General features: G+C 35.7%; 17 protein-coding genes and 1 pseudogene. 12 read left to right on the forward strand and 6 right to left on the reverse strand.

What is annotated here, in order from left to right:
- Positions 1-120: 120 nt before the first annotated feature.
- Positions 121-930 (reverse strand): recombination regulator RecX, encoded by an 810-nt coding sequence (gene recX, locus HFD15_RS12635; RefSeq protein ID WP_023190243.1) that lies wholly within the window; start codon positions 928-930, stop codon positions 121-123.
- Positions 931-1,246: 316 nt separating this feature from the next.
- Here recX and HFD15_RS12640 point away from each other — a divergent pair.
- From HFD15_RS12640 to HFD15_RS12675, 9 genes and pseudogenes are all read left to right on the forward strand, one after another.
- Positions 1,247-2,610, forward strand: a pseudogene (locus tag HFD15_RS12640) (MucBP domain-containing protein); the annotation flags it as partial.
- A 75-nt stretch (positions 2,611-2,685) separates the two neighbouring features.
- Positions 2,686-2,970, forward strand: a complete 285-nt coding sequence (locus HFD15_RS14425) for an LPXTG cell wall anchor domain-containing protein (protein WP_235586206.1) — start codon at positions 2,686-2,688, stop codon at positions 2,968-2,970.
- 227 nt (positions 2,971-3,197) lie between these two features.
- Positions 3,198-4,739 carry a 23S rRNA (uracil(1939)-C(5))-methyltransferase RlmD gene (gene rlmD, locus HFD15_RS12645; protein WP_058207970.1) on the forward strand — a complete coding sequence of 514 codons (1,542 nt, stop codon included), beginning with the start codon at positions 3,198-3,200 and terminating at the stop codon, positions 4,737-4,739.
- A gap of 331 nt (positions 4,740-5,070) precedes the next feature.
- Positions 5,071-5,778, forward strand: a complete 708-nt coding sequence (locus tag HFD15_RS12650) for a B3/4 domain-containing protein (protein WP_021723350.1) — start codon at positions 5,071-5,073, stop codon at positions 5,776-5,778.
- Positions 5,779-5,932: 154 nt separating this feature from the next.
- Positions 5,933-6,442, forward strand: a complete 510-nt coding sequence (locus HFD15_RS12655) for a GNAT family N-acetyltransferase (protein ID WP_010906361.1) — start codon at positions 5,933-5,935, stop codon at positions 6,440-6,442.
- Positions 6,443-6,787: an MmcQ/YjbR family DNA-binding protein gene (locus HFD15_RS12660; RefSeq protein WP_003132638.1), complete on the forward strand. Its 345-nt coding sequence runs from the start codon at positions 6,443-6,445 to the stop codon at positions 6,785-6,787. It begins immediately after the preceding gene.
- Positions 6,788-6,825: 38 nt separating this feature from the next.
- On the forward strand, positions 6,826-7,074 hold the full coding sequence (locus tag HFD15_RS12665; protein WP_003132639.1) for a DUF1912 family protein: 249 nt from the start codon (positions 6,826-6,828) through the stop codon (positions 7,072-7,074).
- Positions 7,075-7,350: 276 nt separating this feature from the next.
- Positions 7,351-8,007: a FusB/FusC family EF-G-binding protein gene (locus HFD15_RS12670; protein WP_017865187.1), complete on the forward strand. Its 657-nt coding sequence runs from the start codon at positions 7,351-7,353 to the stop codon at positions 8,005-8,007.
- A gap of 255 nt (positions 8,008-8,262) precedes the next feature.
- The gene (locus HFD15_RS12675) at positions 8,263-10,917 is read left to right on the forward strand and encodes a valine--tRNA ligase (RefSeq protein WP_058207971.1); all 2,655 of its coding nucleotides are present in this window, start codon (positions 8,263-8,265) and stop codon (positions 10,915-10,917) included.
- A 43-nt stretch (positions 10,918-10,960) separates the two neighbouring features.
- Here HFD15_RS12675 and HFD15_RS12680 read toward each other — a convergent pair whose 3' ends face one another.
- Positions 10,961-11,293 carry a hypothetical protein gene (locus HFD15_RS12680; RefSeq protein ID WP_010906357.1) on the reverse strand — a complete coding sequence of 111 codons (333 nt, stop codon included), beginning with the start codon at positions 11,291-11,293 and terminating at the stop codon, positions 10,961-10,963.
- 112 nt (positions 11,294-11,405) lie between these two features.
- On the reverse strand, positions 11,406-11,738 hold the full coding sequence (locus HFD15_RS12685) for a helix-turn-helix domain-containing protein (protein WP_023164672.1): 333 nt from the start codon (positions 11,736-11,738) through the stop codon (positions 11,406-11,408).
- 172 nt (positions 11,739-11,910) lie between these two features.
- Between HFD15_RS12685 and HFD15_RS12690 the strand changes: the two genes are divergently transcribed.
- Complete coding sequence (locus HFD15_RS12690) at positions 11,911-12,756, forward strand: NAD(P)H-binding protein (protein ID WP_023190251.1); 846 nt, start codon at positions 11,911-11,913, stop codon at positions 12,754-12,756.
- Positions 12,757-12,789: 33 nt separating this feature from the next.
- Here HFD15_RS12690 and HFD15_RS12695 read toward each other — a convergent pair whose 3' ends face one another.
- Positions 12,790-13,296 carry a YkgJ family cysteine cluster protein gene (locus HFD15_RS12695; RefSeq protein WP_017865183.1) on the reverse strand — a complete coding sequence of 169 codons (507 nt, stop codon included), beginning with the start codon at positions 13,294-13,296 and terminating at the stop codon, positions 12,790-12,792.
- Positions 13,297-13,639: 343 nt separating this feature from the next.
- Here HFD15_RS12695 and HFD15_RS12700 point away from each other — a divergent pair, with 343 nt between their 5' ends.
- Positions 13,640-14,986 carry a glucose-6-phosphate isomerase gene (locus HFD15_RS12700; RefSeq protein WP_010906353.1) on the forward strand — a complete coding sequence of 449 codons (1,347 nt, stop codon included), beginning with the start codon at positions 13,640-13,642 and terminating at the stop codon, positions 14,984-14,986.
- Between the two features lie 95 nt (positions 14,987-15,081).
- On the opposite strand, the gene HFD15_RS12705 is transcribed toward HFD15_RS12700, so the two are convergent.
- Positions 15,082-16,188: an anti-sigma factor gene (locus tag HFD15_RS12705; RefSeq protein WP_058207972.1), complete on the reverse strand. Its 1,107-nt coding sequence runs from the start codon at positions 16,186-16,188 to the stop codon at positions 15,082-15,084.
- A 23-nt stretch (positions 16,189-16,211) separates the two neighbouring features.
- A complete protein-coding gene (locus HFD15_RS12710; protein WP_058207973.1) occupies positions 16,212-16,706 on the reverse strand; it encodes an RNA polymerase sigma factor in 495 nt (164 codons plus the stop codon).
- Positions 16,707-16,893: 187 nt separating this feature from the next.
- Between HFD15_RS12710 and lmrP the strand changes: the two genes are divergently transcribed.
- Positions 16,894-18,120 (forward strand): multidrug efflux MFS transporter LmrP, encoded by a 1,227-nt coding sequence (lmrP, locus tag HFD15_RS12715; RefSeq protein ID WP_012898648.1) that lies wholly within the window; start codon positions 16,894-16,896, stop codon positions 18,118-18,120.
- Positions 18,121-18,187: the final 67 nt, after the last annotated feature.

The following is an 18,187-nucleotide window of genomic DNA, read 5'->3' on the forward strand; positions in this document are numbered from 1 at the left end:
GATAGGCGAGTGGCCAAGTGAACTGGAGGAGCTATGGCTCCTCTTTTTTTATCTCGCTAACGAGATTCAAGAGATAGGATGTATGAATAAATAAAAAAGACCTCTCGGGCCTTTTTTTATTTATTCTGGAAATGTATAATCACGCAATGCACTGCTAATATCATCATATGAAAAGCCTTTTCTAGCCAAAGCCTGTGTTACTTTTTGCTTTCGCTCGTATCCTTCATAGTTTTTATTGTAGCGTTTGGCAACTTTTTCTAGTGCTGTGTAGAGAAGTTGGGTCTCATTTTCTTCATCTGTTTCTAATTCAAGTGATTCTAAAGCAATTGAAGAGATAGAATACGTAAAACCTTTATTCATTAGGTTTTGAATAATTTTATCTTTCAGCTGTTTTAGGGTCAATCTTTGCCCATAAGTTCTGTTTGTTTTTTCGGCAAGTTTGTAGGCAACATCTATTTGTTTTTCCTCATCATAAATGTTAGAAAGCGCTTGGTCAATGATAAGGGGATCAATACCCTTCGTTATTAATTTCTGTTTAATTTGATAGGGGCCAGCGCTTCCCATTGAAATTTTTCCTTCAATAAAATTTTCAGCGTAGGCTTTATCATTAATTAGATTGTTTTTTGTAAGAACATTTATGACCTCGTCAATTTGGTCAGTATTGTCAATTTCGTGTTCACTAAGATATTTTCTTACTTCCGAACTTGTCCTCATTTTAAAGGAAATGTAGTAGAGTGCTAGCGATTTTCCTTGAGCAAATTGGTCATAAGATTGGATCTCTTCTAAATCTGCATCAGCGAGCTTTTTATCGACATTTAGAAAAAAGTGAACAATTGTATCCTCAGAAAGATATATTTTTTCTTCATCAAATCCAGATAAATCGACGCGGTAAAGTCGTTTTAATTTTTTTATTGCAGTGATTTTTCCCATGTCTATATTATATACGAAAATAATTAAAAATTGTCACTTATAAATCATGTAGTAAAACAATTACGTGAAATGAAAGTGTAGTTTATAAACCTGTTTGTAAAAGATGATTATTTTTGTAAGCTTATAGAAAAATACCGTTTAAACGTTGGTATTATACAGTTTGTATTATTTTTAAAAATAATAGGATTTAAATGATGTAATACTTAAAATACAAAATATCATATACATTCCACTTTTTGTAGCAAAAACATAACAAACAATCTACAAATATGACGGAGATGAAGAAATGAATAAAAAATCGAGTGCTCTTTTAACTATGGGAACTTTAACGCTTCTGGCGGGTGGCGGTGTTGTTTTAACAAACGTCCCCAACTCTTTTAAAATACAGAGGGTTTATGCCGCTACTTCCAGAGAGGTTACAGTTTTACCAACCAACTTCTTAAATTATTTCCAAAGAAACGGATCGGCCGCTAACTTTCCTTATGATACAGATACTTTTACGCAAACTTTGACCTCTAACGAGGGAAGTAAGGCGTGTAATGTAACCTTGATGACTAAGGTTGATATGTCACAAAACTTTACTTTTACTGGAAAATTAATTTAGGAGATAAATCACAGGGAAGCGGTGGTGCTGATGGTGTCGGTTTCCTTTTCCACCCAGGAGATACGAACGTTGTAGGTGCGCCTGGTGGTGCAGCGGGTATTGGTGGGGTTCCGGGGGCCTTTGGCTTTAAGCTTGATACTTACTTCAATAAGGATGGTGAAGCAAGCTTTACACCTGACCCGAAAGATTTTTCAGGTCAGTCTTTTGGGGCATTTGTTGATGGCTTGAATGGACAAGCTAAGACAATTGCTGCCACTGGTAAGAAAATTTCTGATCCGTTTAATAATAATTTTGTGGACTTTAAAATGAGCTATAATGGTGAGACGAAAGTAATGTCAATTACTTATGGTGGTCAAACTTGGACGGAAGATGTTTCTTCTTTCATTGGAACAAATCAGGCGATGTCTTTCTCAATTGCGGCCTCAACTGGTGCCCAAATGAATTTGCAACAACTGCGTAATGTTAATTTTACTTATACGGTAGCTCAAGGTACTGTTATTGCTAATTATGTGGATGAACAAGGAAACACGATTGCTCCGTCAGAAACAACAAGTGGTGATATTAACACTCCGTATACGACAAGTCAAAAAACTATTCCAGGCTATACCTTTAAGGCTTCAAATGGAGCAACAACTTCGGGAAATTATGCTGTCAATGACCAAACTGTAAACTATGTTTATACTCGAAATCAAGGAACTATTGATGTTACTTATATTGACCAAACAACGGGACAGACTTTAAGTAAAAAAGATTTGTCTGGTGGAACTGGAGATGATTCAGGTTATACAACGGCTGATACGATTAAATCTTATACAGATAAGGGCTACGAATTAATTTCTGATGATTATCCAAAAGATGGAACTAAATTTGCTGATGACCCTCAACATTATATTGTGAGACTAAAACATGGCACAGTAGTTGAGACGGAAAATAAATCAGTTAATGAAGTCATTCATTATGTTTATGATAATGGGGATAAGGCTGCTGACAACTATAAGGCAACAATTGTCTTTAGTCGGACAATCACTACTGACAAAGTGACGGGTGAGAAAACTTATAGTGACTGGACAGCTGATAACGGTGGAAGATTTGCTGCAGTTCTTTCGCCAATCATTAAAGATTACATCGCAAGTCAACTTAAGATTGATGAAATGACAGGAATTACGGTAGATACAGCGGACATTGAAAGAATTGTCGTTTATCATAAGGTGCCTGCAGGAATTATCGTTCCTCCAGTTCACCCAGATAAACCAAGTCAACCATCTAATAATCAATCAAAAACACCTACGGCTAAGGCTGTAAAAGATAGTAAGCCAACAGATGTTCTTCCAAGTACTGGTGATAGTCAAAAATCACAAATTGTTTTGACTCTGCTAGGAATTATGGCAGTGATTATTTCGCCACTTGCTCTTTTACTTAGACGTAGAAAACAATAATTAAAGAAAAAATAAAAGGTCTGACAGTGTCAGGCTTTTTATTTGGAGAGTAATATTCATAGATGAAAAAATAAGTTCAAATCTTTTAGGATTCAAGTAGAAAAAGACTACAAAAAGAAATTGTGAAATGTTATAATAGTGTATCACACAATCCTTTATTAGTGATTTTTTATAATGGATTGAAAATGGTCATTTAATTGACGAACTAGAGGGAAAATAATTAACAAATGATAAATTTAAAAATAGGACAGAAACTTCAACTCGAAATCGAGCGAATGGGAATAAATGGGGAAGGAATTGGCGTCATTTCAGGACGACTTGTTTTTATTCCTTATGCACTTCCAGGTGAAGAAGTTTTAGTTGAAATTACTGAAAATGCTAGAAATTTTAGTCGTGCAAAATTGGTTAAGATTATTGAAAAATCACCAAACCGTGTGAAACCACAGGATAGAGCTTATCATGAAATGAGTCAATCTCACATCATGCATCTTTCTTATCCAATGCAATTAGAATTTAAGCGTGATGTTATGCGTCAAGCTTTAGAAAAATATAAACCAGCAGGGTGGCGTAATTATGAATTACGTGCGACTTTGGGAATGGAAAATACACTTGGTTATCGTAACAAATTGCAGTTCCAAGTGCGTCGTTTGAATGACGGAACAGTGATTGCGGGACTTTATCAAGAAGGAACACATCATTTGGTTAACCTAGATAACTGTTTGGTTCAAGATCCCAAAACCCAAGAAATTATCAATCACATTTGCCGTTTGATTGAAAAATTTGATTTACCTGTATATGATGAACGTAAAATCGGCGGAATTCGTACGGTCATGGTTCGTCGTTCACAAAAAACAGGTGAAGTACAAATTATTTTTGTGACTTCAACACCAATTATTTTGGACGGACAAGTTTGGCCTGAATCACGTGAAGAACCTTCAAAACGTCAAAAAAATTCTTTTGTTAAATTTGATAAAATGTTGTCAGCACTGACAGAAGAATTTGAAGAAATTGTGACGGTTGCGGTCAATTTCCACCCAAGAAAAACCAGTGAAATCTATGGCGAACGCACACAAATTTTGTTCAATGAAAAAGAAACAATTACCGAAGGCGTTTTGGATTATGAATTTGAATTAAGTCCTCGTGCTTTCTACCAATTGAACTCTGAGCAAGCCAATGTACTTTATGGTGAAGCAGTTAAGGCTTTGAATCCTAAAAAAGATGACCGTGTCATTGATGCATATTGTGGTGTAGGTACGATTGGTTTTGCGGTGGCTAAAAAAGTAAAATCGGTTCATGGAATGGATATTACACCAGAATCAATTTTTGATGCGCGTGAAAATGCCAAACGTTTGGGGCTTAAAAATTGCCACTATGAAATTGGTAAAGCTGAGCGAATTATTCCAAATTGGAACAAATCTGGTCATAGGGCAACTGCAATGATTGTTGACCCACCACGTACGGGGCTTGATGATGCATTGCTTGAAACAATTACTAAATTCCCACCGGAAAAAATGGTTTATGTCAGCTGTAACGTTTCAACTTTGGCAAAAGATTTAGTCGTTTTGGCCAATTATTACAAAGTAGAATACGTCCAATCAGTGGACATGTTCCCACATACAGCAAGAACTGAAGCAGTTGTTAAATTGACAAAACGCGATGAACCTTTGAAAATTGTTAAATTTGAACATTTGGAAGAAGAACGTAAAGCTGAAGCTTTTGCTAGAGGTAAAAAACGTGGACGCCGTCCGCAAAAATATGGTAAATATTGAGAAATTTTGCTGACAGAATTATTAGTTGCTAGCAGCTAAAGTTTAAGTGAAAATTTACTGACAGAATGGATATTTTAGTTGTTCATTCTTTTAATTACGATTTACCTGCCCGTTGTTCAATCGCTGACGATGGATAGAACGCTCAGCTTTGCTGTTCATTCTTTTATCCACAACTAAAATGCTCGATTCACTCGCTGACGAATGATAGGATGACCAGCTCCGCTGTTCATTCTTTATCCACAGATAAAATACTCCTTATTCAGTCGTATTTTACTGACAAGATTTTCGTCAGTAAATTTTATAGTTAAAATTAGAAAAGTAAGAAAAAATTATGAAAAAATTTATTGTTGAACCTGAATTTTGGGAACTTTTTCCTGAGACAAAAATCGGAATTGTTTTAGCTAAAAATATTGATAATAGTATGGAATCAAGTGCTGAAATCAAAAAAAATCTTGATGAGGCGAATGAAAATGCAGAGCAATTTTTAGAAGCGGCTGTTTTTAGTGAAAATCCTGTAGTCTCTGTTTGGCGCAAGGCTTATCAAAAATTTAAAACAAAAAAAGGGGCTAGAAGTTCGATTGAAAATCTGCTTAAACGAGTAGATAAAGGTAAAGCTGTGGGTTCGATTAATCCTTTGGTTGATATTTACAATAGTATTAGCTTGAACTATGGGCTACCTGCTGGTGGTGAGGATATTGATACTTTTGCAGGAAATCTACGTTTGACAAAAGCTGTTGGTGGCGAACATTTCTTGGCTTTGGGTGATGATGAAGCTGATAATGCTTTGCCTGGTGAAATCTGCTATCTTGATGATGAAGGGGCAGTTTGTCGCTCATGGAATTGGCGTGATGGTCAAAGAACGATGCTGACAGAACAAACCAAAAATGCTTTTTTGATTATTGAATCTGTTGACCCTAAACGCGGTGAAGTTCTAGATGCTGCAACTCAAAAATTAGCTGAATTGAGTGAAAAATATTTAGGGGGAACGGCACAGGTACTCCTAGTCACTAGAGAAAATCCAGAAATTTCTTTAGACTAGCGTTTTGTGACATCTAAAAAAATTAGATTTACTGACAGATAAGAGATTTGATAGGAAAGTTGATGATACTGTCAATAAAAAGAGCCGTCAGTAAATCTGACGGTTCTGTCATTAATTATTTTTATGATAAAATGGAAAAAATCCGAGGTTTTATATGATTTATATGAGAAAAGCAGGCCCGAAAGATTTGCTGTCAATTATGAAAATTATTGAAGAAGCAAGAACTTTTTTGGCTGATTCTGGGAGTGACCAATGGCAAAATGCTTATCCAGCAGTTTTTGATATTGAAGAGGATTTTGCGAAAGAACAGGCCTATGTCTTGTTAGTTGATGATAAAATAGCCGGTTATTGTGCAATTATTACAGGTGAAGAACCAGCTTATACTCAAATTACTGACGGCGCTTGGTCAAATCAAAATTTTGATTATGTGACCATTCATCGAATTGCTTTGTCTAACGAATTTCGTGGACAATCTTTGACAAGATATCTATTTTCAAATATTTTTACCTTGATGTTATCTAAAGGATACTCTGATTTTCGCCTAGATACCCACCCGGTCAATAAATTGATGCAACATGTCTTTGAACGTGAAGGCTTTGTAAAACGAGGACTTGTTCAATTTGAAGGTGACCGTTTTGCTTATCAATTGGAGCTTAATAAATAGATGAATAAAAAAGAACTTATTGATTTTTGCTTGTCTCTTGGGCCGACTTTTGCAGATACTCCCTTTGCCAAAATGGAGAAGGGTCAGCCAACGGTAGTGATGCGACATTTAAAGAATAAAAAATCATTTGCTTATATTTCTGAGCGAGAAGGCCGAGTCAATATCGCAATTAAGCAGAAGCCAGAAATCGCAATCGAATTGCGAGATTTCTTTGTGGATATTAATCCAGCATTTCACATGAATAAAACGCATTGGAACGATGTTTTACTTGGTGGAGATGTTGCTGATGAGCAAGTTTGCAAAATGGTTGAGCAAAGCTATGATTTAATCAAACCCAAAAGATAATGATGAGCCGACAGCTCTGAATTTTAATAGGAGAAAAAATGACTTACGAACAAAATTTTTTAAAAGATTTTCAAGAATGGGTGGACCAACAAGTTCAAATTTCTGAACTTGCCATGAAAGCAGCTGAAAAAATTGCCACAGAAGACGGTAAAAAAGAAGCGAAAGAAGCTGCTATTCGCTATGAAAGTCGTTTAGACGCTTACCAATTTTTGCAAGGAAAATTTGAAAACTACAAAAATGGTAAAGATTTCCATGACGTTCCAGATTTTGGAACAAAAACATTTTAATGAGTGACTTCTATTTTTAGAGAAGTGACTTCTAACTATTAGATAAAAGGAGATTCAAATGAATTTTAAGAAGATGGTTGGTAATCAAGTGCGAGTAAGAGCTCTCGCTTAGATTACCGCAAAGTCTTATTTCTTTGCGGATAAGAACAAATTGAGTTCACCCTCCTTGAAGTGGATGAAAATGGACAAAAAGGAACTTGTGCCTTGCACAGAACCGCATTTTCTCAATTTTCATAACTTCAAAGCAGTCGGGTTCACATCTTAAGGAATAAGAAAATGTTAAAACCATATGAATATAATCGAATTAAATACCTGACCTTTGACCTCGTCAATGTCTATCACTCTGTCAATGATAAATCGACAGTTGAGGCAGTTTACGCCCAAGTCGCCACAGAAATTTTGCAAATCGCTGAAAATGCTGACAGCCTTGTCAGTGAAAATAATCTGTCAGTAAAAGTTGCTATCCAAGAATATTTATCAGCCATTGATAATCCTAAATTATCAAGAGAACAAGCTGAAAAATTACTGACAGAACTTAAAACTTTAGTCGAAGCTTTTCATTTACCGAGTGAATCTCAAATGAAAAAAGCTTTCAAAAAAGTTAAAAAGTTAAAAATTCCAGCGACAAGTCAATGGGACTTACGTGATGTCACTTACTTTGCTTGGAATGAAGTTTCAAGCGGCCGAAAATATCTTTTGACCGCTGACGGGCGTGGTTTCTATGGCAATATCTCTGGCAGTATGAAAAATATCTGTGCCATTTGCCAAAAAACAAGTATTGTCACTCAATTTCTAGCGACAACAAAAAGAGGCGCTGACGGGACCTATACTAAAAATGGCACCTATATTTGCTTAGATTCTGAACAATGTAATCAGCAAATTCAAGCCAAAGAAGGCTTGGAGCATTTTTTAGAAATCATTAAAGAAAAATAAAAATTTAGAAGTATCTTGTAAAAAAACAAGAATTCTGCTAAAATAAAAACAAGTTGACGAGGAGTAATAAAGCAAGACTTATAGAGAGAACACGGTTGGTGAAAGTGTTCAGTCAAACTTTATGAAGGTTGCGTCATTTCAAGAAAATTATGGCATAAAATGAGTGTCGTCAATTGACGAAAATCAGGTGGTACCGTGCGGAAGCACCCTGGAGAATAAATCAGGGTGCTTTTTTTGTACCCAAAGGAGAAAAACATGACAAACGAACTAACCCCAAAATTCAACCCGACAGAGGTTGAAGCAGGACGCTACGAAAAATGGCTTGAAGCTGATGTTTTCAAACCTTCTGGAAATCCTGATGCAGAGCCTTATAGCATCGTTATTCCACCACCAAATGTGACAGGAAAACTCCACTTGGGTCATGCTTGGGATACAACTTTGCAAGACATCATCATCCGTCAAAAACGGATGCAAGGTTTTGATACGCTTTGGTTGCCAGGAATGGACCATGCGGGGATTGCCACTCAAGCAAAAGTTGCTGCCCGCCTTGCTGAAGATGGTATTTTACCACAAGACCTTGGACGTGAAAAATTCCTTGATAAAGTTTGGGAGTGGAAAGATGAATATGCCACAACAATCAAGGAACAATGGGGTAAAATGGGGATTTCAGTGGATTATTCTCGTGAACGTTTTACTCTTGATGAAGGCCTTTCACAAGCGGTTCGTAAAGTTTTTGTTCAACTTTACAATAAAGGTTGGATTTACCGTGGTGAAAAACTCATCAACTGGGATCCAAAAGCGATGACTGCTTTGTCAGACATTGAAGTCATTCACAAAGAAATTGATGGGGCTTTTTACCACATCACTTACCAAATTGAAGGAAGTGATGAGTTTGTTGAAATCGCCACAACACGTCCAGAAACTTTCCTTGGTGATACAGCTGTTATCGTCAATGAAAAAGATGAACGCTATAAACATTTAGTGGGCAAAAATGTTATCCTCCCAATCATTAATCGTGTCATTCCGATTTTGACAGACGACCATGCTGATATGGAAAAAGGAACTGGGGTTGTAAAAATTACACCTGCTCATGATCCTAATGACTTTGAAGTTGCGATGCGTCATGATTTGCCAATGATTAACATGATGAATAATGACGGAACCATCAATGAAAATGGTGGAAAATATGAAGGACTTGACCGTTTTGAAGCCCGCAAACAAATTGTTGCTGACCTCAAGGAATTGGGGCAGTTGGTTGATATAAAACCAGTCCGCCATGAAGTTGGGCACTCAGAGCGAACAGGAGTGGTTGTTGAACCACGTTTATCAACACAATGGTTTGTCAAAATGGACGAATTAGCTAAGAATGCAATTGCTCATCAACGAAAAAAAGATGGAACGGATGATGTGGTCGCTTTCTATCCACCACGTTTTGGTGATGCTTACTTGCAATGGATGGAAAATGTTCATGATTGGGTTATTTCACGTCAACTTTGGTGGGGGCATCAAATTCCAGCTTGGTATAATGAAGCGGGTGAAATGTATGTTGGTGAAGAAGCACCTGAGGGAGAAGGTTGGACACAAGATGCTGATGTACTTGATACTTGGTTTAGTTCAGCTTTGTGGCCTTTTAGCACGATGGGGTGGCCGGATGAAAATGCAGAAGACTTCAAACGCTACTATCCAACATCAACTTTAGTAACCGGTTATGATATTATTCCTTTCTGGGTTTCACGTATGATTTTTCAAGGTTTGGAATTTACAGGTAAATCACCATTTAAACGTGCTTTAATTCATGGTTTGATTCGTGACGAAGAAGGACGTAAAATGTCTAAATCGCTTGGTAACGGAATTGACCCAATGGATGTGATTGAAAAATATGGAACAGATGCACTCCGTTGGTTCCTATCAAATGGTTCTGCACCAGGACAAGATGTACGTTTTTCTTATGATAAAATGGATGCCGCTTGGAATTTCATCAATAAAATTTGGAATGTTTCACGTTATATTTTGATGAATGCAGAAGATGTCAGCGCTGATGCTGTTTCTTCGGCTTTGACAAAAGTTGCAAATAAAACTGCTGGTAATGTCACTGACCGTTGGATTTTAACACGTTTGAATGATACTGTTGAGCGCGTGACTGAACAAATGGATAAATTTGAATTTGGTGTCGCTGGTCATATTCTTTACAATTTCATTTGGGATGAGTTTGCAAACTGGTATTTGGAATTAACAAAAGAAGTTATGTTTGGTGAGGATGAAGCTGAAAAAGACATTACACGTGCAGTATTGCTCCATGTTTTAGATCAAGTTTTACGTCTATTACACCCAATTATGCCTTTCTTCACTGAAGAAATCTTTGAAAAATTACCAAATACTTCTGGCTCAATTGTTGTTGCCGAATATCCAAAAGTACGTCCAGAATTTAATGATGACAAGGCAAGCGAAGGTGTGGTGATGTTAATCGAATTAATTACAGCCGTTCGTAATATTCGTGCTGAGGTTAATACTCCATTGTCTAAAGCTGTCCCAATGTTGATTAAATCTGAACATGCAGATTTCTTGAATGCTGTTTCTCCTTATATCAGCCGTTTCACTAATCCTTCAGAATTAACAATTGCTAAAGACTTGGCGGTTCCAGAACAAGCGATGTCAGCGGTCATTACTGGAGCAGAATTATACTTACCATTGGCTGGTTTGATTAACATCGAAGAAGAAATTGCTCGACTTGAAAAAGAACTTGCCAAATGGCAAAAAGAGTTAGATTTAGTGAATAAAAAATTGGGTAATGAACGTTTTGTTGCGAATGCTAAAGCAGAAGTTGTTCAAAAAGAAAAAGATAAATTAGCCGATTATCAAGAGAAATTCGATACTGTGAAAGCTCGTATTGCAGAATTGAAAGAAAACTAATCATAAATAAAAAGCCAGTAGCTCAAAAGCTACTGGTTTTTTTCTACAAAAATATTAATAAGAATCCAGCGAAGACAAGAAAGCAAATAAGAAAAGTAGTCATTCTTTTACTTGCCTTTGTATGAGGATTGATACTCATACCTAAACCAAATTTTCGTGGAATCCAGAAATCAGTTTCTTTGCTGACCGTTTGTTCGCCATATTTTTGAAAAAAGAAGAGTAGTAATGCAATGCTAAAGCATTCTAAGGCAGCAGAAATTCTGACGAAATTTACAGATAAGATTGAGCAAATAATTGTACTGACAGACATTAAAAACACTAAGAAGATACTAAGGATAAGACCAAATTTATAAAATTTAGTATTTTTTTTCATCATCAAACATCCATACTTACTTTTATTATAATTCTTTTTAGGAAAAAGTGCGCAGAAATTTATAAATAATTAAACAAAAATTACTGACAGAATTTCCTGTCAGTAATTTTTATCTTTAAGCTTTGCTGATTTCTTTTTTATAAAGATTTCCCCAAGCTGCCATCGTATCATGGATGGGCTTGAGGGTTCTTCCAAGTTCTGTCAGTGAATATTCAACACGAGGGGGTACTTCTGCATAGACTTCACGATGAACTAGCCCGCTTTCTTCGAGGGCACGTAAATGTTGGGTCAAAACTTTTTGTGAAATATGTCCAACTGAACGTTGAAGTTCGCCAAAGCGCATGGTTCGCTCTAATAAATCACGGACAATGAGCATTTTCCAACGGTCGCCCATCAAAACAAGTGCTGTTTCAACAGGACAATCTGGAAGTTCAGAAATTTTTTTCATTTTTTTATTACCTCAAATCGTTGATATTATACAATAGTATCTAAAAGGGGTGTATCTAACTTTCAAGTGCTTACTTTACATAGTGATAGTACAATGATATTATACACTTAGGTAGTCAAAAAAGCAAGCTACTTTAAAATATAAAAAATAATAAATAAATGGAGGATTTAACATGAAATATTTAGTAACAGGTGCGACAGGTGGATACGGTACTTATGCACTCGGATTTTTGAAAGAATTGGTTCCAATTTCTGATATTGCAGTTTTGGCTCGCACAGAAGAAAAAGCAGCCCCACTCAAAGCGGCAGGTTTCGATGTACGTTTGGCAGATTATTCAGATTTAACTGCTTTAGAACAAGCATTTACAGGAATTGACCGTTTGCTTTTTGTTTCAGGAGCGCCGGGAAATCGTCAAGCTGAGCATCAAAATGTTGTTGATGCAGCCAAAAGTGCTGGAATTTCTTATATTGCTTATACAAGTTTTCCTCAAGCAGAAAGGGCAACAAGTGACTTAGCTGCTGACCACATCTATACTGAAAAGGCGATTGAAAAATCAGGAATTGCTCACACATTTTTACGTAATAATTGGTACTTTGAAAATGAAATGCCAATTATTGCTGCTGCACTTTCAACTGGAAAATTTGTTTACAATGCACCAACAGGTAAAGTGGGCTGGGCTTTGAAACGCGAATATGCAGAAGTTGGAGCAAAAGCACTTGCTGGAGCAGATTTTCCAGAAGTTTTGGAGCTTTCAGGAAAAATATTGACTTACGCCGAACTTGCTCAAGCACTAAAAGCAGTTTCTGATAAGGAATTTGAAGTAGTCGCTGCTGATGACAAAACTTTTGTCAGTCATTTAGTTGAAACTGGACTTCCAGATTTTGTAGCGGAACTTTTCCTCGGCTTCCAAAAAGATATTGAAGCAAAAGATTTAGATGTGGAATCTAAAGATTTTGAAAAAGTCTTGGGACATTCACTGACAGATACAAAAGAAGCTTTGAAAGAACTTTTGGCATAATAAAAAAATTACTGACAGACCTGTCAGTAATTTTTATTTGAGTCTATAAGATAATTTCTCAACAAATTCATAAGCTGCTGGACAGTAAAGTGTATTTTTTATCGTTAAATTATTGATTTGATAAATCTTTTTACGGTCAGTATGGGGAAATTCGCGACAAGCTTTAGGACGAACTTCGTAAATGCTACAGAGATTGTCAGAACCAAGAAACTGACAAGGCATGGTTTGAAAAACTTTGTCACCATCTTCGTCAGTTCGGAGATATGCGGCTTCAAAGTCACTCACTTTCATTTTTAAATGTTTGGCGACGCGTTCAATATCGGCCTCTGTCCAAAGAGGGCCTAAGGTTTTGCAACAATTAGCACATTTGGTGCAATCAATTTCTAAAAAAACCTCTTCATGAACTTCTTTAACGATTTTATCTAATTGCTTTGGTGGTTTTTTGGCAAGTCCAGCTAAAAATTTCTTATGTGTCTTTTGTTTTTGTTGGGCTAGATTTTTATAACGGTCAAGGTCAATTTCAAATGTATATTTCATCATTAATATTTTAGCAAAAATTTACATGAAAGACTGATTTGTCAGTCGTCAAAGAGATTTGACACCCTTAAAAGTGTTAGGAGTTAGCTTATCAGTAAATCTTTTAATAACAATAAATATTCATTGAAATCTTAAACTAAATTTTTATAAAAAAAGCTGTCCCAAAGCTGGAAAAGTTTCACAGATAGAAAGCTAAACAAATAAGCGCTTACATAACCTTTAGTATTGTTAAAAAGCCGAAAAAGTGATAAAATGAACTAGAAAATTCGAAGATAAAACAATGCAAAAGTTGTCGTTCTTCAATAGCTAAATTCTCGTAAAAAGCGAGAAATTGAAAGGAATTAAAATGGCTCATATTAAATTTGACTATTCAAAACTCACTCCATTTGTAGCTGAAAATGAATTAGACGAAATCCAATGGCAAATCGACGGGGCAGCTAAATTGCTCCACGAAGGAAAAGGTGCTGGGAGCGATTATATCGGATGGCTTGACCTTCCTGAAGATTACGACAAAGAAGAATTTGCTCGTATTCAAAAAGCAGCTAAAAAAATTCAATCTGATTCAGAAGTTCTTATTGTTATCGGTATCGGTGGTTCATACCTCGGTGCACGTGCAGCAATTGACTTTTTGAGCAACAGCTTTGTTAACTTGCAAACTGCCGAAGAACGTAAAGCACCACGTATTCTTTATGCTGGTAACTCAATTTCTTCATCATACTTGGCTGACCTTGTAGATTACGTTGCTGACAAAGATTTCTCTGTAAATGTAATCTCTAAATCAGGTACAACAACAGAACCAGCGATTGCTTTCCGTGTCTTCGAAGAAATGTTAGTTAAAAAATACGGTCGTGAAGAAGCAAACAAACGTATTTACGCAACAACTGATAAAGAAAAAGGTGCTGTAAAAGTTAATGCTGACGCAAACAACTGGGAAACTTTTGTTGTTCCAGATTCAGTTGGTGGACGCTTCTCAGTATTGACAGCTGTTGGACTTTTGCCAATTGCAGCTTCAGGTGCTGATATCACAGCTTTGATGGAAGGTGCTAACGCTGCGCGTAAAGAATACACTTCTACAAATGTTCATGAAAATGATGCTTACGCCTATGCTGCACTTCGCAATATCCTTTACCGTAAAGGTAAATTCTCAGAAATCTTGATCAATTACGAACCAAGCCTTCAATATTTCTCAGAATGGTGGAAACAATTGGCTGGTGAATCAGAAGGGAAAGACCAAAAAGGAATTTACCCAACTTCAGCTAACTTCTCAACAGACCTTCACTCATTAGGACAATGGATTCAAGAAGGAACACGTACTGTTTTTGAAACAGCAATCCGTATTGAAAAACCACGTAAAAACATCAACATTCCAGAACTTGACGCTGACCTTGATGGACTTGGATACTTGCAAGGTAAAGATGTTGACTTCGTTAACAAAAAAGCAGCTGACGGCGTGCTTCTTGCTCACACTGACGGAAATGTTCCAAACATGATCGTGACATTGCCTGAACAAGACGAATTCACACTTGGATATGCAATTTACTTCTTTGAACTTGCTATCGGTGTTTCTGGTTACTTGAACGGAATTAACCCATTCAACCAACCAGGTGTTGAAGCTTACAAGAAAAATATGTTCGCTCTTCTTGGTAAACCAGGATTTGAAGAACTCAGCAAAGAATTGAATGACCGCCTTTAATCTTTGATTAAAAGTGTCATAAAAATCACTGACAAGATTTCTGTCAGTGATTTTTTGTATTCATTTCTTACTGATAAATCCTGTCAGTAAAATTATTATTTAAGTGGCTTAATATCAGGGCGAAGTTCTACTGTGAGGCCAACATTACTTGCATAAACCCAAGAATTTTTATCAAAATTCGCAAAATTCTTAGTTTGTCCTGTTAAAATGACCCCCGAAAATTTAGCTGATTTAAGAGTAGGATATTTTTTAACTTGTTTAAGTGCATCTTTACTTGGGCTAAAGTCGTTAATTGTGATTTGGTTCTTTTTCGCAATAGCAGCTACTGACTTTTTAAAATCTTGATAAGTAGTATTGTCTAATTTTCCAGTGAGCTGTGAATTATTACCATTTTCAGCATAATTGCTGTTACTCATCAAGCCAAACCAGTTTGTTTGTCCAGCAGCATCAAGAGATTTCGAATCATTGTAACCAATCCAATACCAATTAATTAAAAGATTCTTGGGAATCATTTTTTGGATTTCGTTGTAACTATAAGCTTTATCAAAGGTGACAGCAACTTCCGCCACGTGGTTTGAAAGTTGTGAAATTTTGTCTGCATCATGGGTAGGCAGAATTCCATAATAATCTTTCGATTTGTAGTTGGTATTTGTAGAGAAAAAACTAGCAATTTTTTGATTAGTTGTTTGGGTAAAATAGGCATTTGAATTTACTGACGGACTCAAGGTATTAAGATTTAAGCCCCCAACATTTGAAACATTAAAGGAAAAATTATAAGATTCCCAGGGCACAGGATAACCATCAATATCTTTATAAGTATCTGAATGAAGATTAGAACTAAACACGCCATAATTATCGATAACCTGATTATTATAAGCAACATTTGGGGCGGAAGCGGTGAAAATAGCTGTAGAGTAATCAAAAGTTTTAAAGAAATTTTTTTCCATGATAGCAGAGTTCACTCGCCAACCAATAACTATAAACGCTGAAAATACAGTCAAAGCAATCCAAGTAGTTAACCCCCAACGTTTTATTTTTGTTTTTAGGGCAAAATTATGAAAATCTTTGTTGAGATTAGAAATAGATTCAGTTGTTTGAAGTTTGTGCCGTGTTTTATTGATCACAAAAATAAATAGACGAATCAGTCCGAAAAATAAAGTGATAGCTAAGACAAAGTAAGGGAAAATTAAGAGAGTATGCATTTTTAAATCCTTTCATGAGACGATTAGAGGAGCCACTGGTCATAACCAGCTTTTTCAAGTTGTTTTTTAAGCTTTTTTCGAGCTCGATAAAGGTCGATTTTGATTTTGCTTAAACTACATTCAAAATATTCTGCAAGCTGTTTAGTCGAACAATTTTCGTAATAGTATGCATTTAAAAGCTTTTTATAATAAGGTGGAAGTTGTTCAATGATTTTTGGAAGTGGGCTAGACTCAACTAAAAAAGCTGCTGTTTCCAATTCTTTTTCCAAATTTTTAATAATTTTTTGATAATGTTTACTCCGATTATAACTATTAATATAAGTTCGGATAGATGTTCGATACATAAAAGCCCGTAATTTGTCAGGTTCAATGAAAATATCCAGACTTAAAATTTTAACCAGAGTATCCTGTACGGCATCTTCGGCGTCAACCAACTGACTTCCACGAGAGATAAGGTATTTAGTGATTTCTATCGCATAATCATTGACGTCATTTTCATATTCTTTTAAATTCACCATTTTCTCCTCTCTCATATATATAACAAATCAAATTAAGTTTGGTTACAGTTTATTTTAACAAAAATTGATATAAGTAGAAGAATTATTTTGATAAAGCTGTAATTCATCTAGTTTTAGAAGTATAAATATGCTACAATTATAGATAAATTAATAAATTTAGAAAATTTAAAAGAATTTAAGGAATAATATGAAAGAGTTTTGGAATTTAGACAAAAATTTGCAACTCCGTTTAGGAATTGTTTTTTTAGGTGCCTTTTCATATGGCACCGTTTTTTCTTCAATGACCATTTATTATAATCAACATTTGGGAAGTGCAATTACAGGGATTTTGCTTGCCTTATCTGCAGTAGCCACTTTTGTCGCAGGAATTCTTGCAGGTTTTTTTGCTGACCGAAATGGTCGAAAACCAGTGATGGTTTTTGGGACAGTGATTCAACTTTTGGGAGCTCTTTTAGCCATTGCCTCAAACTTACCAGGTCACGTGAATCCTTGGTCAACTTTTATTGCTTTTTTGCTGATTAGTTTTGGTTATAATCTTGTGATTACTGCAGGAAATGCCATGATTATTGATGCATCAAATGCTGAAAATCGTAAAGTTGTTTTTATGTTGGATTATTGGGCGCAAAACTTGTCAGTTATTTTAGGAGCAGCATTAGGTGCTTGGCTTTTTAGACCAGCATTTGAAGCACTTTTAGTGATATTACTTTTAACTGTCTTAGTCTCATTTTTCTTAACCACTTTTGTAATGACTGAGACTTTTAGACCGATTGTAAAGGCCAAAGAAGAAGCAGAAAATATTTTTCAGGCCTATAAGACAGTGCTACAAGATAAAACTTACATGATTTTTATGGGTGCTAATATTGCGACTACTTTTATTATCATGCAATTTGACAATTTTTTGCCTGTTCATTTATCAAATAGTTTTAAAACAATCACTTTTTTTGGTTTTGAAATCTATGGACAACGGATGCTTACGATTTATTTGATTTTAGCTTGTGTATTAGTCGTCTTATTAATGACCACCCTAAATCGATTGACCAAGGACTGGTCACACCAAAAAGGATTTATTTGGGGAAGTTTATTTATGGCAATTGGGATGATTTTTTCATTTTTGACAACGACGTTTACGCCTATTTTCATTGCCGGAATTGTTTATACTTTAGGTGAAATTGTTTATACACCAAGTGTTCAAACTTTAGGTGCAGATTTGATGAATCCAGAAAAAATTGGTTCTTACAATGGCGTTGCCGCAATTAAGATGCCGATTGCCTCCATTCTTGCCGGTTTACTTGTTTCGATTTCACCAATGATTAAAGCAACAGGAGTTTCTTTAGTCTTAGCATTAACTGAAGTTCTAGCGATTATTTTAGTGCTTATTGCTGTAAATAGACACCAGAAAACAAAAATTAATTAAAAAAATGACCTCTAAAAAAAAGAATTTATCTTGAAAAGGAGTCAAGGTAGGTTTTTTATTGAAAAAA

The sequence above is a fragment of the Lactococcus sp. EKM203L genome, assembly GCF_011800585.1.
Lineage (GTDB): Bacteria > Bacillota > Bacilli > Lactobacillales > Streptococcaceae > Lactococcus > Lactococcus lactis.